General features: G+C 39.6%; 16 protein-coding genes and 1 other annotated feature. All 16 genes read right to left on the bottom strand.

Going from position 1 to position 14,732, the window contains the following annotated elements; all coding sequences use genetic code 11:
• Positions 1 to 8: 8 nt before the first annotated feature.
• A complete protein-coding gene (locus tag E4Z98_RS00425; RefSeq protein ID WP_135255112.1) occupies positions 9 to 533 on the bottom strand; it encodes an NYN domain-containing protein in 525 nt (174 codons plus the stop codon).
• Between the two features lie 18 nt (positions 534 to 551).
• A complete protein-coding gene (gene rlmB, locus E4Z98_RS00420; RefSeq protein ID WP_135255113.1) occupies positions 552 to 1,466 on the bottom strand; it encodes a 23S rRNA (guanosine(2251)-2'-O)-methyltransferase RlmB in 915 nt (304 codons plus the stop codon).
• Positions 1,429 to 1,863, bottom strand: coding sequence for a Mini-ribonuclease 3 (locus tag E4Z98_RS00415; RefSeq protein WP_167790967.1), 435 nt, complete (start codon positions 1,861 to 1,863; stop codon positions 1,429 to 1,431). Before E4Z98_RS00415 ends, rlmB begins: the two co-directional genes overlap by 38 nt.
• Positions 1,863 to 3,272: a cysteine--tRNA ligase gene (cysS, locus tag E4Z98_RS00410; protein ID WP_135255115.1), complete on the bottom strand. Its 1,410-nt coding sequence runs from the start codon at positions 3,270 to 3,272 to the stop codon at positions 1,863 to 1,865. The genes E4Z98_RS00415 and cysS overlap by 1 nt, the downstream gene beginning before the upstream one ends.
• Positions 3,256 to 3,813: a serine O-acetyltransferase EpsC gene (gene epsC, locus E4Z98_RS00405; protein ID WP_135255116.1), complete on the bottom strand. Its 558-nt coding sequence runs from the start codon at positions 3,811 to 3,813 to the stop codon at positions 3,256 to 3,258. Before epsC ends, cysS begins: the two co-directional genes overlap by 17 nt.
• Positions 3,814 to 3,889: 76 nt before the next feature.
• Positions 3,890 to 4,097, bottom strand: a binding site (T-box leader).
• Entirely contained in the window at positions 4,095 to 5,558 is a 1,464-nt protein-coding gene (gene gltX, locus E4Z98_RS00400) for a glutamate--tRNA ligase (protein ID WP_135255117.1), read from the bottom strand. Its footprint overlaps the feature before it by 3 nt.
• A 48-nt stretch (positions 5,559 to 5,606) precedes the next feature.
• The gene (locus E4Z98_RS00395) at positions 5,607 to 6,710 is read right to left on the bottom strand and encodes a PIN/TRAM domain-containing protein (protein ID WP_135255118.1); all 1,104 of its coding nucleotides are present in this window, start codon (positions 6,708 to 6,710) and stop codon (positions 5,607 to 5,609) included.
• A 21-nt stretch (positions 6,711 to 6,731) separates the two neighbouring features.
• On the bottom strand, positions 6,732 to 8,102 hold the full coding sequence (gene radA, locus E4Z98_RS00390; RefSeq protein ID WP_135255119.1) for a DNA repair protein RadA: 1,371 nt from the start codon (positions 8,100 to 8,102) through the stop codon (positions 6,732 to 6,734).
• Between the two features lie 119 nt (positions 8,103 to 8,221).
• Positions 8,222 to 8,755 carry a dCTP deaminase/dUTPase family protein gene (locus E4Z98_RS00385; RefSeq protein WP_135255120.1) on the bottom strand — a complete coding sequence of 178 codons (534 nt, stop codon included), beginning with the start codon at positions 8,753 to 8,755 and terminating at the stop codon, positions 8,222 to 8,224.
• Between the two features lie 72 nt (positions 8,756 to 8,827).
• On the bottom strand, positions 8,828 to 9,727 hold the full coding sequence (locus E4Z98_RS00380) for a PhzF family phenazine biosynthesis isomerase (protein ID WP_241856701.1): 900 nt from the start codon (positions 9,725 to 9,727) through the stop codon (positions 8,828 to 8,830).
• 9 nt (positions 9,728 to 9,736) lie between these two features.
• A complete protein-coding gene (locus tag E4Z98_RS00375; RefSeq protein ID WP_135255121.1) occupies positions 9,737 to 10,495 on the bottom strand; it encodes a YibE/F family protein in 759 nt (252 codons plus the stop codon).
• Entirely contained in the window at positions 10,492 to 11,532 is a 1,041-nt protein-coding gene (locus tag E4Z98_RS00370) for a YibE/F family protein (RefSeq protein ID WP_135255122.1), read from the bottom strand. Before E4Z98_RS00370 ends, E4Z98_RS00375 begins: the two co-directional genes overlap by 4 nt.
• Before the next feature lie 123 nt (positions 11,533 to 11,655).
• Positions 11,656 to 11,913, bottom strand: a complete 258-nt coding sequence (locus E4Z98_RS00365) for a metal-sensitive transcriptional regulator (RefSeq protein WP_135255123.1) — start codon at positions 11,911 to 11,913, stop codon at positions 11,656 to 11,658.
• A gap of 15 nt (positions 11,914 to 11,928) precedes the next feature.
• Positions 11,929 to 13,575 carry an FAD-dependent oxidoreductase gene (locus tag E4Z98_RS00360; protein WP_135255124.1) on the bottom strand — a complete coding sequence of 549 codons (1,647 nt, stop codon included), beginning with the start codon at positions 13,573 to 13,575 and terminating at the stop codon, positions 11,929 to 11,931.
• A 3-nt stretch (positions 13,576 to 13,578) separates the two neighbouring features.
• Positions 13,579 to 13,890 carry a rhodanese-like domain-containing protein gene (locus tag E4Z98_RS00355; RefSeq protein WP_135255125.1) on the bottom strand — a complete coding sequence of 104 codons (312 nt, stop codon included), beginning with the start codon at positions 13,888 to 13,890 and terminating at the stop codon, positions 13,579 to 13,581.
• Between the two features lie 63 nt (positions 13,891 to 13,953).
• Positions 13,954 to 14,679 (bottom strand): pseudouridine synthase, encoded by a 726-nt coding sequence (locus tag E4Z98_RS00350; RefSeq protein WP_342353563.1) that lies wholly within the window; start codon positions 14,677 to 14,679, stop codon positions 13,954 to 13,956.
• Positions 14,680 to 14,732 lie beyond the last annotated feature (53 nt).

The following is a 14,732-nucleotide window of genomic DNA, read 5'->3' as shown; positions in this document are numbered from 1 at the left end:
AACACCTCTTAGTTTGATAGTTGGTCACGTAATCGTTCTAAGCGCTCAATCTCTTCAAGCGACCATGGAACATTGCGTGAATATTGTTTATAGCGCGTCGCAATGATTTCTTTTTTGATTTCTTGTTGCGACTCTTCGACATCACGGAATAATTCATACGCCGATTTTCGTAACGCGCCTCTTGAAAAAATCAGCCATTGTTCAGCTAAGTCGCTCGTTGCAACAGTAACGAGTGTTTTGACGTTAATTAACTTAGATGCTTCGCGTTCGATATAGGTGTCGGCTGTTTCATCTGTTTTGGTGAAGACAACTGTTACATTGTATTCTTCATATTCTTGTTGAATCCCTGGAACTAATTGTGCGTCAAAGACGACGATAATTTTGATATTTTTAAACTTGGCATAATTAGATAGTTCAAATAATAACGCATCTCGTGCGTCGGCTAACTTATCTTGATTCTTCAAGTTAACCAATTCTGGCCAAGCACCAATCATATTATAGCCGTCAACCATTAATAGTTGTCGTTTTAGCATCCACAGACCTGCTTCCTATTAATGACGTTGACGGAAGGCTTCGTACATCATGACCCCAGCTGCCACACTGGCATTTAAACTTTGTACGTGACCTGTCATTGGAATTGTCAGCATTTCGTCGACTTCTTTTTTAAGACCTGGTGAGATTCCTTTGCCTTCATTCCCAATAATTAAGGCAGTTGAGCCCTTAGCATTCCACTGGCGGTAGTCTGTTCCGTTCATATCTGTGCCATATACCCAGAATTGTTTACTCTTAAGCGTACGGATTGCTTGTGCTAAGTTTGTCACACGAGCAACTGGCACATGCTCAACGGCACCTGTTGATGTTTTTGAGACCACCGATGTAATCCCAACGGCACGATGTTTAGGAATAATTACACCATCGACACCCGTTGCATCAGCGGTTCGTAAAATTGAACCAAAATTATGTGGGTCTTCAATGCTATCCAAAATCAAATAAAACGGTGTTTCTGATGTTGTTTGTGCCAATAAGCCTTCAATCGTTAAATACTCATAAGGTGTTACCCCTAATACAACCCCTTGGTGATTCCCGTGGTCTGATAATAAATCTAACTTGCTTTTTGGTGCAAATTGCATAGGGACAGAATGTTTAGTCGCTAACTTCTTCACGTCATCAATACGACGGCCAGATAAATCATCTTGAATAAATAATTTATTCCCACGTTTGGCTTCTAACGCTTCACTTACACCATAAAAGCCAATTGCAAAGTCTTCGGCATTTGTTGTTGGTGTTTCCTCTGGTTGTTCTTTTCTTGGTGCTTCATGACGGCTCTCGTCACGGCCTCTACGATTGGTTTCTTTGAAGTCTTTTTTAGGACCTGATTTTTTGTCAAAATTACGACGTTTACTATCTTTAAATTCCTTATCATTCGTTCTATTGGTTGAACGACGTTGATTCGTTTGTTTTTTCATTCATTTTCTCCTTCTGATTGACACACCATGTCATTAGCTCATTCAAACGCTCGGTTTGACCTTGTAAATGTAAATACCCCATCAACGCTTCAAAACCAGTTGAGGCGCGATATGTTTTAACATCTGCATTTTTGGCTGTGGTGTGGCTTTTGGCATTACGGCCACGTTTAAAAATTGCTTCTTCTTCTTCGGTTAGTAACCCTTCTTCTAACATCACCGCAATCAAGCTTGCTTGCGCCTTTGCCGAAACAAAGCGTGTGGCTTTTTGATGCAACATGTTAGGACGTGTGTTACCTTTTCTAATTAAATAATCTCGGATAAATATTTCATAAATGGCATCTCCGACATATGCCAAGGCTAACCCATTTAGTAAAGTAAAATCTTGATGTTCACTCATTAGCTTCTTCTCCATCTAACCCCTTGAGGTGTATCTTCTAAAATAATGCCTTCATCCTTCAACAAATCACGAATTTCATCACTACGAGCAAAGTTTTTGGCTACACGAGCTTCATTGCGTTCTGTGATTAAACGGTCAATCTCTTCATCTAATAATTCGGCAGTTACTTGCAATGTTACGCCAAAAATTAGCAACCAATTAGTTAATTTTTCTAGTGCCGTTGTTAATACGACTTCTGATACATCGGTACGTTCTGAGTATTGATTTAACCACTTAACTAAATCATAGACCACCGTAATACCGTTAGCTGTATTAAAATCATCATCCATGGCACGCACAAATTCGTCTTCTAGTGCCGCTAAGGTGTTTAAATCTTCTGCATCCTCTTCTAATTCCGTCGATGCTTGTGCCTGTCTGAATGACGCATTATCAAACGCGGTTTGCAAACGTGCTAAATTATTTTCTGCATCTTTAATAGTGGCATCATTAAACGGAATAGGACGACGATATTGTGTGGTTGCCAAGGCAAATCGGATAATCATAGGGTCCACTTGTTGCATTAATTCATGAGCTGTTACAAAGTTACCAAGTGATTTACTCATTTTTTCACCATCGCCGACTGTGACAAAGCCGTTATGCATCCAGTAATTAGCGAACTTCTTACCTGTTTTGGCTTCTGATTGAGCAATTTCGTTCTCATGATGTGGGAATTGTAAATCTTCTCCCCCCGCGTGGATATCAATCGTATCGCCTAAGTGTTTAGAGGCCATCACTGAACATTCGATATGCCAACCCGGACGACCTGCCCCCCAAGGTGATTCCCAAGAGATTTCGCCGTCTTTAGCACTCTTCCATAAAGCAAAATCTAGCGGATCTTCTTTCTTATCTTGCTCGCTACCTGTACGTTGACTAGCACCTACTTCTAATTCATCAATTGCTTGATGGCTTAATTGACCGTAATGCTTGAATTTACGGGTACGGTAATAAACATCACCTGCTGATACATAAGCAAATTCTTTTGCAATTAATTCTTCAATAAACGTGATAATGTACGTCATATGATCGACTACTTGCGGATGAACGGTTGCAGGTTTGACGTTTAAAGCACCGGTATCCTCTTTAAATGCTTGAATATATTTTTCGGCTAACTCTTGTGGTGAGATACCTTCTTCTTGTGCTGAGCGAATGATTTTATCATCGACATCCGTAAAGTTAGAGACATAATTCACTTCAAAGCCACGATATTCTAAGTATTTACGAACTGTGTCAAAGGCTACGGTACTTCGGGCGTTACCAATATGAATGTAATTGTAAACAGTTGGTCCGCAGACGTACATTTTGACTTTGCCTTCTTCTAACGGGACAAACGTTTCTTTTTCGCGTGTTAACGTATTATAAATTTGAATCATTTGTATGCTCCTTTTTAATCTTTTCTCCATTTAATTTAACCACTTTTGCAGGAATACCAACGGCTGTAGCGTGTGCGGGAACGGATGCCAAAACGACAGAAGAGGCACCGATTTTTGAGTGATCACCTATTGTAATAGGGCCAAGTATTTGAGCATAGGCCGAAATATACGCACCGTTACCGATAGTGGGATGGCGTTTGCCTTTGTCTTTTCCTGTTCCGCCAAGTGTCACACCATGGAAAAGAACCACGTCTTCTCCTACTTCAGCCGTTTCCCCGATGACGATGCCCATGCCGTGATCAATAAATAAGCGTCTACCCAATTTAGCCCCTGGATGAATTTCAATCCCTGTAAGTAATCGACTAATAGTGGCGATGATCTTGGCTAATAAGCGTAGGTTGTTACGATGTAAAACATGAGCCAAGCGATGAAACCAGATAGCATGTAACCCTGGATAGGTTAGGACAATTTCTAATGTGGTCCTAGCAGCTGGATCATGCTTTTTAACCGCTGCAATATCTTCACGCAAACGACTTGCCATGTTGACACCTCACTTCTTTTTATTCTTACCTTTATTATGACAAAAAAACGCCCTTTTGAGTAACATCATGCTTACCCAAAAAGACGCTTTTTGCGTGGTTCCACTTTTATTCATAGAAAATATTCTATCTCAACATTCGTAACATGAATGACTCGTATTAGACTACTTTGTGTTCGTCTAATCCACTCACAAGGGGCAATTCATTAACTAGCATGATCTATTTCCACCAACCATAGACTCTCTTGACATGCGTGTTAATTACTCGTCCTGTTCAACGTGTTTTATGCCAATGCTTCATTTAAATGCGCAATGGTTTTTTCTTTTCCTAATAATAAAATAGTGTCGCCTAATTCTGGACCGTGCATTTGACCTGAAACGGCTACACGAATTGGCATGAACAAGTTCTTACCTTTAACGCCAGTTTCTTTTTGAACGGCTTTAATCACTGCTTTAATGCTTGGAACATCAAATGTTTCTAGGCTTTCAATTTGTGCTTTGAAGGCTTCTAATACAGTTGGGACTGTTTCGCCTGCTAGCACTTCTTTAGCTGCATCATCTAATGTTGGGTGTTCATTGAAGAACATGTCTGTTAATTCAATGATTTCAGCAGCATAACTCATTTGAGGTTGATACAATCCAACTAACGTTTCTGTCCAAGCGCGTTTTTCTTCCGTCATTTCAGCTGATAATAAGCCTTTTTCAACGAAGAATGGGACACACATGTCAGTAAATGTTGCAATATCTAATGATTTAATGTATTGATTGTTCACCCATTCTAATTTTTTCGGATCAAATGAGGCTGGGGATTTACTTAAACGGTTGGCATCAAATAATTTGATTAACTCATCTTTAGAGAAGATTTCATCTTCCCCAACTGGTGACCAACCTAGTAACGCGATAAAGTTAAACATCGCTTCTGGTAAATAACCTAATTCACGGTATTGTTCAATAAATTGTAAAATGGTTTCGTCACGTTTACTTAATTTTTTACCTGTTTCAGTGTTAATGATTAATGTCATGTGACCAAAAATTGGTGCTTCCCAACCAAAGGCGTTATAAATCATTAATTGTTTTGGCGTATTGGCAATATGATCATCACCACGTAAAACGTGTGAGATTTCCATCATATGGTCATCAACTGCTACGGCAAAGTTGTAAGTTGGCATGCCGTCACGTTTTAAGATAACAAAGTCGCCACCAACGCTGTCAGATTCAAAGGTAATAGGGCCTTTAACTAAATCATCAAATGATAATTCTTCTCCACGTGGGACACGGAAACGAACCACATGGTCACGACCTTCAGCTTCAAACGCTGCTTGTTGTTCCGGTGTTAAATGAGCACAATGGCCAGAGTAACGAGGCATTTCTCCACGCGCTTGTTGTTTTTCACGCGCTTCATCTAATTCTTCTTCCGTACAGTAGCATTTGTAAGCTAAATTGCTAGCTAACAATTGATCAATTAATGGTAAGTAGATGTCTTTACGTTCTGATTGACGGTAAGGACCATAGTTACCAGGATTATCAGGCGACTCGTCCCAATCAATGTTTAACCATGCTAAGTTCTCTAACTGACTTTTCTCTCCGCCTTCAATGTTACGTTTTAAGTCGGTATCTTCAATACGAATAATGAAGTCTCCTCCTAAATTTCTAGCGAATAAGTAGTTAAATAATGCTGTACGTGCATTCCCAATATGTAAATGTCCTGTTGGGCTTGGTGCGTAACGTACGCGAACTTTTTTTGTCATGTTAATTATCCTTTCTTCAAAAAACATTTTTTTAAATAAATGTATTAATTATTTATTTTCTTCCATAATACTTCGTTGAGCGTGAACTGGTTTGGCAAAAATCATACGACCAGCGGCAGTTTGTAACGCACTTGTCACGACTACTTCGATTTCTTTGTTCATGTAATGTTGTCCATCTTCGACAACAATCATTGTCCCATCATCTAAATAGGCTACCCCTTGTTGACGTTCTGTCCCGGCTTTTACTACTTTGACGCGCATGTTCTCACCAGGAATGACAACAGGTTTCACCGCATTAGCCAAGGCATTGATATTCAACACCGGCACGTTTTGGAATTCAGAGACCTTATTTAAATTATAATCGTTTGTGACCAAAACACCATCTAAAAGTTTCGCTAAACGAATTAATTTACTATCCACTTCGGTAATATCTTCAAAATCACCGTCATACATCTCCACATCGACGCTTTCTTCTTTTTGTAGAGCATTCAAAATGTCTAAGCCTCGGCGTCCACGAACTCGTTTCAAGCTATCTCCTGAATCGGCAATGTATTGTAATTCATATAATACAAAGTTAGGAATCAATAGCGTCCCTTCGACAAAACCTGTTTTGGCAATATCATAAATACGCCCATCTATAATAACACTTGTATCTAAAATTTTGTACTTCCTAAATGTTTCATCTACCTTACGTTCCAAAACATCATCGGCATTCTTTTTATTCTTTGGCATAAATAATTTACGCCAATCGTCCATTTTAGTTGTCCCAATACGAAAACCTAAGAAACCTAATGTTAATAAAATAAGTGCTGGAATAATATCACGAATTAATTTGATTTCCATATTGTAAAACGGAACAGACATCAGTACCCCTAATAATAACCCAATAATGGCACCAATTGAACCAAATAATAAATACTGAGAACTTTTTTTGCTAATCGTTTCTTCTAGTTTTTTGTACTGCGAAATAAACCTATTCCCTGTTAAAAGTGATAATAAATAAAATAATCCTGCACCAATTAAACTATTGACGATAAAATTATCAACATATCTATTACCATCCAAGCCTAGTCCTTCCCAAATTTCTGGTAAAAGACTAACACCAATCCCTCCACCAAGAATAGTTAAAATCGTGTGATAAACTTTCTTCATACGTGTAACCTCTCCTCCTTTCTATCCAAAGACACGTTTCAATGCTTCACTAATCGTTGAAATACCAATTACTTCAATCGTTGTTGGTGGCTCCCAACCATGTAAGTTATTCACTGGCACGTATACTTTTTTAAACCCTAACTTTTGTGCTTCTTTGACACGGTGGTCAATACGATTAACCCGACGAATTTCACCGGTCAATCCAATTTCTCCAATAAAACATTCCGTCGCATCAGTTCCCTTGTCTTTGTAGCTTGAAGCAATACTCATCGCAATCGCCAAATCAATCGCTGGTTCATCCAACTTCACACCACCTGCGGCTTTTAAGTAGGCGTCTTGATTTTGTAATAATAAGCCTGCTCGTTTTTCTAGAACAGCCATAATCAAAGTGACGCGGTTATAATCTAAGCCTGTTGCGGTTCGTCTTGCGTTACCAAACAAAGTTGGACTGACTAACGCTTGAACTTCGGCTAGTATCGGACGACTCCCTTCCATTGACACAACAATCGCTGAACCTGTTGCCCCATCTAGACGTTCTTCCAAAAAGACTTCTGAAGGATTGGTCACTTCTACTAATCCACGTTCTTGCATCTCAAAAATGCCAATTTCATTTGTTGATCCAAAACGATTTTTAACTGCTCTTAAAATTCTAAACGTATGATGACGATCCCCTTCAAAGTAAAGAACAGTATCGACCATATGCTCTAGCATTCTAGGTCCCGCTAACGCACCTTCTTTCGTCACGTGTCCTACGATAAAAATAGCAATTCGATTACTTTTGGCAATCTTCATTAATTCTGCTGTGGTTTCACGCACTTGACTCACGCTACCTGAAGCACTGCTAATCTCTGGTTGCATCATCGTTTGAATTGAATCAATAATGACGTAATCAGGTTTCAATGTTTCAATGGTTTGGCTAATTAAGGACATGTCGGTTTCAGGATAGACATAGAAGTCATTGCCCTCTACATTCAAACGCTCGGCACGCATTTTAATTTGTTCCGCGCTTTCTTCTCCTGAGACATAGAGCACTTTACCTCCAGATAAATGCAATTGTTGTGATACTTGTAGCAATAATGTGGATTTCCCTATTCCTGGATCTCCTCCAATTAATACTAAAGAACCCGGCACTACACCACCACCTAGGACACGATTCAACTCATCCATTTGCGTTTTAACGCGTGGTGTTTTATTGGTGGCCACTTCACCCAATGTTTGCGGTTTTGCTTGCTTTCCGGTCATATCGACACGACTGTTACGAGCAGATTCTTCTTGAACTTTCACTTCCATCATTTCGTTCCACGTACCACAATTTGGGCAACGGCCTAAATATTGAGGCGAAATATAGCCACACGCCTGACATTCAAAATGCGTTTTTGCTTTTTTAGCCACTAACTTCTCCTCCTTGTGATCACTGTCTATATTTTACCATAAAACCACGTTGTTTCCTCGGTCTTTGGTTGGTCTTTTATGATTATCTTAAATAATCTGGCTTAAATCAGACTTAAATGTTAGCGTTGGCCAGAAGAACCAAAACCACCTGTTCGCTCGCCTAAAGTAACGTCTTGATCTGCTTTTAAAAATGGTAAGAAAATCCCTTGACCAATACGGTCTCCTTTAGCGATTTTTTTGTCCATTAAACCGAAATTCAACAGTTGAAACATGATGTGTCCTTCATTATCGGGATTGCCGTAATAATCACTGTCAATCACCCCTACACCGTTGGCTAACCATAAATAGTTTTTTAAAGGATTACTTGAGCGATTGGTTAGTTGTAAATATTCATTTTCGCCCATGTACGCTTTAATCCCTGTCGGAATAAGCGTTGGTTTTAGTTGTTTTTGTGTCGCTTCATCGGCTACAAATTGTTCTTTGTTCAGCATTGCTTTTAAAGCGGTTGCGACACCTAATTTCCAAATGCTTGGAATCACGATATCAGTTGCGGCCTCAAAATCATAACCCGCTGCGCCTTTTGTTGCGCGAACAGGTAAATTCACTTGTCCTTGATAGTGACTTACTACTTCAAATCCTCTAATTTTTTCCATTTTTTTTACATCCTTTATACATATTATTATATTTTTATTATACGCTAGATTAGCGTTATTCGTTGGTTTTATTTAAAGTTTTAACAATTCTTTGGAAACAAGTAAGGCTTGTCCTTGAATGCTGATAGTTAGCGTATCCGCTAGTCTTTCTAGTAGCACAGATAGTTGGCCATCTTTCCCCATTTCTTGTCCTTGTTCCACGTTCATCTTCAAAGGTAAGCTCTTATTGTGCGTAACAAATTGATAATAATAAGCTCCCATGACACCACTGGCAGTACCTGTCACCGGGTCTTCAATCGTCCCTGTCCCCGCACCTGAAAAATGTCGACCATGCATCAGACTATCATCATGATAGCTTTCAAAACATATAGGATGCACTGACGCTTGTGGGAAATTTTGTAACACCTCTGGGAATTGTTGATTGTTCGGTTGCATCTTTTTCATCACGGCTAGCCCTTTAACTGGGACAATTAACGTCCATGAACCCGTACTTCCGTACATAATAGGATAACGTTCATCCAAATCATTAACTGATATCCCTAAATTGTTCACTAAAGCATTGACATCCCCTTCAAAGGGTTGGAATTGTGGAGCCGCCTGCTTCATCGTTACTTGAACAGTACCCGATTGAATCTGTACACCAATCGTCAAACAACCTGCTATCGTTTCAACCGTTAGTTCCTCCAACACTTTATCAGACTGCGATTGGCACCAAAGAGTAACTGCCGCGATAGTTCCATGGCCACACAAGGGCATCTCACTTCCTGGACTAAAAAAACGCAAACGGAACGTGGCAATTTCTGACGGCAATATAAAAATTGTTTCACTAAAACCAATTACTTTAGCTACTTGTTGCATTTTTTCGGTAGACACCCCCTCATCACAATAAACAACCCCAGCTGGATTACCTTTATTAGGCTCCTGGCTAAACACATCAAAGCGATAATAAGCTACTTCCATTATATCGTTCATTCCTCTCTATCATTTAGTAGTCTTTTTCATTTTTATATACAAATAAGCGGTAAGGGGTAAGGTCAGTAATGTGCCTATCGCTGATAAAAACATGACCACGAGCTGACTGACGACTAATTGCGCGTTTAGCAAATACTGCAGACCATAGTGAAAATCAAGTACAAAAAACAACACACCTAAATAATTACCAAAAAAAGCCAACAGCAACGTTGTCATCGTAGTTGATACAATATCACGACCAATTCTGATACCTGAGTGAAACAACTCCCTACTGGTCATCTCAGGATGTTCTGCTTCCATCTCTGCCATAGCACTGGCTACCGCAATCGAAGCGTCAATCACTGCCCCAATCATGGCGACAATGACTAAGACCGTAAATATTTCACGGTAATTCACCAGTACATCTAGAGAAAAAGCCCCTAGTTCTTCTAACTCTTCTGCAGCAAACCCATAACTATTAAACGACGTCAATATTACCGGCAACAAACATGTCATTAATACAATAATGATGCCCGAAGCCGAAGCGCTGACTTTTGTATAATACGCATCAATTTCTTGATTAAACATAAAAAAGTTATTAAATAAGGTAACTAACGCAAATAAACCAATCACCATCGCAAGTGGGAAACCTTTTGTCATCAGCCAAATAACAAGTAAAATACTCAATAAATTAAAACTTAAATTCATTAGAGCAAAGACCCCTTTTTTGCCGCCAACTACTAATACCACCATCATTAGAATAAGGGCTAATACACCGATAGCACTCATTGATTATCACCTCGCAATAGTTGCGAACCGACTAAGACACTTAATGGAATCGTTAATGCAATGCCTAATCCACCCGTTAGCGCGCGAAAGAGTTCTAATGATATCAAACTGCTAAACGTTGTTTGGTACGTCCAACCGTTTTCTAAATATAAGAGACTCATAGGAATAATCTCACTTAGGCAAACAAAAAACAGCACATTCGTCATTGGTCCAAGGATATTTTGTCCGACATTGCGACTTACTTTATAAAGGGTTTTAACATCGGCTTTTGGTTGTTGCTCCAGCACTTCACCGATTGTTGACAAGATGGTCACAGCAATATCTGTCGTGGCTCCTAATGTTCCAATCAACAAAGAGGCATAATAAACAGAGCGATAAGGACGTGTGACGATCCCCATCTCTTCATAACGTAAGCCACCGTGATGGGTAACATATAAAACGCCTAATGCTATTCCCCAAGCTAAAAACGTTCCACCTATCGTACTTAAAAAAATCGCCATTCTCTTCTTAAACTGTCGATTAATAAAGAGACTCGTCAACGCAACGGAGACGAAACTATACAACACCATGGCACCAATCAACGAACCACCCTTTTGGCTCATATACTTTGCAATCAATACAAACGCCACTGTATTTAGTACAATAATTGCAATATTACGCGCAAATTGTGCACTAGAAAAAAGATACAAGACTAATAAAAAACAACCAATCAAACGAAAGGTTTGACGATCACGCTTCACTTGACTCACCGCTTGCAAATTATCTTCTAAAAATACCACATCACCTACGTTTAACTTCACACTATCTGCTTCAGAATAGTAATACGTATGTGTAAGTTGCAAAGGTTGCTTCTGTTTATTTAATAAATGTCCGGTCAATGTCTGTTCAAACATTGTAGGCGTCTTCGATAGTTCCCTTACTTTTTCGATTTTAAATACCGGCTCTTCGTATCTACTCGCATTATGAGCAAAAAAGAAATCGCCACCTACTAATAACATCACCAACACTAGACAACCGATTAGTTTCTTTTTGGCCATTCGTTCACCTCCTAGTTGGCTTGATTATACTATAAATCAGGAAGAATAAATGCTATTCTACACAAAAAATCCCCTCAAAAATAGTGAGTGCATCCCATTTTTGAGAGGTATATCGGCTGTTGCTTATAATTTTTTAATCATCTTCATCGCTTGCTCAATTTTTTCGCTTTGTAACTCTTTGTCGTCAAGCGGGTGTTCAAAACAATCTTTCATGTTTTCGGCAACCATAATGCCCATGACACTTTCAATACTCGAACGAACCGCTGACAATTGAATCATAATGTCGTAACATTCTTTGCCTTCTTCCATCATCTTTTGAATCCCACGCATTTGACCTTCGGCACGTTTCATTCGGTTCATGATTTTTTCATCGCACTTCATGGCTAACCTTCTTTCTTAAATTAATTCTTCTGGACGAACTGTTGAATAAAGGAAAAATGAACCATCTAAGTTCTTAACCTTCACGCCATGTTGTTTTAGTAGACGTTCTGCTAAGTAACTACGTTGTCCACTAGCACAGCTCACGATATACGTTGTCTGCTTGTCTAACTCATCCAAGCGCTCACGCAATTGGTTTAGTGGAATGTTAAGACTGTTTGGAAATCTACCTTTACTCAATTCGCCTTCATTTCTTACATCTAATAATACCATACCTGTTGCTAGCTTTTCAGGGACTTCATGCCATTGAACCGTTTCGGTTAAACCTTCCATTACATTTAACGCGACATACCCTAGCATGTTGACTGGGTCTTTGGCAACACCAAATGGCGGTGCGTAAGTCAGTTCTAATTCTGGTAAATCTTCTACTGTCAATCCGGCTTTAATCGCTGTGGCTAAGACATCCAAGCGCTTATCTACACCTTTAGCACCCACACCTTGGGCACCGTACAGTTCACCTGTTTCAGGGTTGAAGATTAACTTCAATGTGATAGCCGTCGCACCAGGGTAATAACCGGCGTGATCATTTCCTCTTGTGTGCACCACATGATAGGGTTTGCCACTAGCTTTAACTTGGCGTTCTGTTAAGCCAGTTGACGCAGCACTAAGGTCAAAGACACGTACAATCGCCGTCCCAATGCTACCTTTATTTTGACGTGCTTTCCCCGCTAAAACATCTGCTACTTGACGCCCTTGACGATTTGCTGGTGACGCTAAGGAAATCAGCGCTTCTTCATTTGTTAACTGGTTATTCACAATAATCGCATCACCTACTGCATAGATATGCTCATCACTCGTTTGGTACGTATCATTTACTAATATGCCTTCACGCATACCCAAAGCTAAACCAGCTTTTTTCGCAATATCCGTCGCTGGTTTAACACCCACTGACATAATAATCACATCAGACGCTAAGACTGTCCCATCTTCCAATCGAACCGCCTGACCGTCATTTAATATTTCGACAACTGATGTATTCACACGGACATCAACACCTTGCTTCACTAATTCTTGTGACACATAGGCAGCCATCTCTTCATCAAGTGGCGGTAAAACGTGTGGTGATTTTTCAATTAATGTCACGTCAAGGCCTTTTAGTTTCAAGTTTTCAACCATCTCTAATCCGATAAAACCAGCTCCAACTACCACCGCGTTTTTAGGCTGATGATGATCGAGATAGTTCATCAAGGCATCGAGATTTTCAACATTTCTTAATGTAAAGACATTACGTGCCTCTTGATAACCTGCAATCGTGGGCACGACAGGTGATGAACCTGGTGACAATAATAGTTTGTCATAGCTTTCTTCATACTCGCCTGTCGGTGTCTTCACTGTTACCGTACGTGCATCACGGTTAATCGCTATCACTTCGTTATTCACGCGAACATCCAAATTGAAGCGCGCTTTTAAACCTTCCGGGGTATTAAGTAATAAATCTGAACGTTCTGAAATTTCTCCAGAGACATAGTAAGGTAAGCCACAATTAGCAAATGAGACATAATCGCCTTTATCTAGCACGATAATCTCAGCTGTTTCATCTAAACGTCTTAGACGCGTCGCAGCGGACATACCACCTGCAACACCACCAACAATAACTACTTTCATTTCTTATTTACCACCCTTCATCGGCCCTTTCCAAGCACCCATTCCGCCAGTAACACTATACGCATCGACACCTTGTTTGTTTAATTTTTTTACCACTGATTGACTACTCATTCCTGCATAACAAACCACAAAGACTTCCTGACCTTCTTTAAATGTTTGTTGAACGGCTTGATCGGCACTTAAATTTTTTGCACCTGGAATATGACCTTGATTGAAAGCATCTGCTTGTCTAATATCAATGATAACAGGCTTTCCTTTTAATTTATTTAATAATGTTTCTCCTGAAACACTTGGGGTTTTATCGAAAAAAAACATCGTCATTCTCCTTAATATTTTATTTTATGGATCAATCATATACCCCGGTAAGGTATATTGCAATTAATTTGCTTTTTCTTTTAGAAAGGCGAGTTCTTTTTCGGTTAGCTGACGATAATCTCCGCGTTTAAGATTTTGATCTAATGTCAAGCCTCCCATTGATTCACGATGCAATTCGATAACTGTTTTGCCGACTGTTTTCATCATACGTTTGACTTGATGGAATTTCCCTTCCACAATCGTTAATGCAATATGGGACTGCTGACGAGACGTGTCTACTGATAAAATCTCTAGCTGACTTGGCTTCACCCATTCTTGGCCATCAATTTCGAAACCTTCTGCAAACAATGCTTGATCTTTTGATGTGACAAGACCGTCAACTGTTGCTAAATAACGTTTCGGTACTTTTTTCTTTGGTGATAACAAATCATGCGCCAAGCTACCATCATTGGTTAACAGCAAGAACCCCGTAGTATCCTTATCTAATCGCCCCACTGGAAAAATACCTGCTCTTAAATCTTCTGGTCGCAACAAATCGATGACTGTTCGTTCACGAGCGTCTTCTGTTGCTGAAATAACGCCTTTAGGTTTGTGAAGCATATAATAGACGAATGCTTCATATACCAACACCTCTCCAGCTAGCGTCACCTGATCAGAGGTTGTTTCAATGCTCGCTTTCCCATCTTTCACGCGTTGTCCATTGACTAATAATTCTTGTTTTTTCAATAAGTTTTTTACTTCTTTACGACTGCCATAACCTAGATGGCTAAGCATTTTATCGAGTCTTATTTTCATGTTGTCCCTCTATTCTCTCTATCTCTTCTTATTAGTATAATAGCATG

Origin of the sequence: Vagococcus xieshaowenii (genome assembly GCF_004792515.1) — a bacterium.
GTDB lineage: Bacteria > Bacillota > Bacilli > Lactobacillales > Vagococcaceae > Vagococcus_A > Vagococcus_A xieshaowenii.
This window is presented reverse-complemented; position numbering and strand designations above follow the sequence as displayed.

Coding starts and splice junctions, on each gene's coding strand:
- E4Z98_RS00360 (WP_135255124.1), bottom strand. CDS start 13,575: ATGAAAGTAGTTATTGTTGGTGGTGTTGCAGGTGGTATGTCCGCTGCG.
- E4Z98_RS00375 (WP_135255121.1), bottom strand. CDS start 10,495: ATGAGTGCTATCGGTGTATTAGCCCTTATTCTAATGATGGTGGTATTA.
- E4Z98_RS00380 (WP_241856701.1), bottom strand. CDS start 9,727: ATGAACGATATAATGGAAGTAGCTTATTATCGCTTTGATGTGTTTAGC.
- E4Z98_RS00425 (WP_135255112.1), bottom strand. CDS start 533: ATGCTAAAACGACAACTATTAATGGTTGACGGCTATAATATGATTGGT.
- E4Z98_RS00385 (WP_135255120.1), bottom strand. CDS start 8,755: ATGGAAAAAATTAGAGGATTTGAAGTAGTAAGTCACTATCAAGGACAA.
- epsC (WP_135255116.1), bottom strand. CDS start 3,813: ATGGCAAGTCGTTTGCGTGAAGATATTGCAGCGGTTAAAAAGCATGAT.
- E4Z98_RS00365 (WP_135255123.1), bottom strand. CDS start 11,913: ATGAAGTGCGATGAAAAAATCATGAACCGAATGAAACGTGCCGAAGGT.
- E4Z98_RS00415 (WP_167790967.1), bottom strand. CDS start 1,863: ATGAGTGAACATCAAGATTTTACTTTACTAAATGGGTTAGCCTTGGCA.
- cysS (WP_135255115.1), bottom strand. CDS start 3,272: ATGATTCAAATTTATAATACGTTAACACGCGAAAAAGAAACGTTTGTC.
- E4Z98_RS00395 (WP_135255118.1), bottom strand. CDS start 6,710: ATGAAGAAAGTTTATCACACGATTTTAACTATTCTTGGTGGAGGGATT.
- E4Z98_RS00370 (WP_135255122.1), bottom strand. CDS start 11,532: ATGGCCAAAAAGAAACTAATCGGTTGTCTAGTGTTGGTGATGTTATTA.
- gltX (WP_135255117.1), bottom strand. CDS start 5,558: ATGACAAAAAAAGTTCGCGTACGTTACGCACCAAGCCCAACAGGACAT.
- rlmB (WP_135255113.1), bottom strand. CDS start 1,466: ATGAAAAAACAAACGAATCAACGTCGTTCAACCAATAGAACGAATGAT.
- E4Z98_RS00355 (WP_135255125.1), bottom strand. CDS start 13,890: ATGTTTTTTTTCGATAAAACCCCAAGTGTTTCAGGAGAAACATTATTA.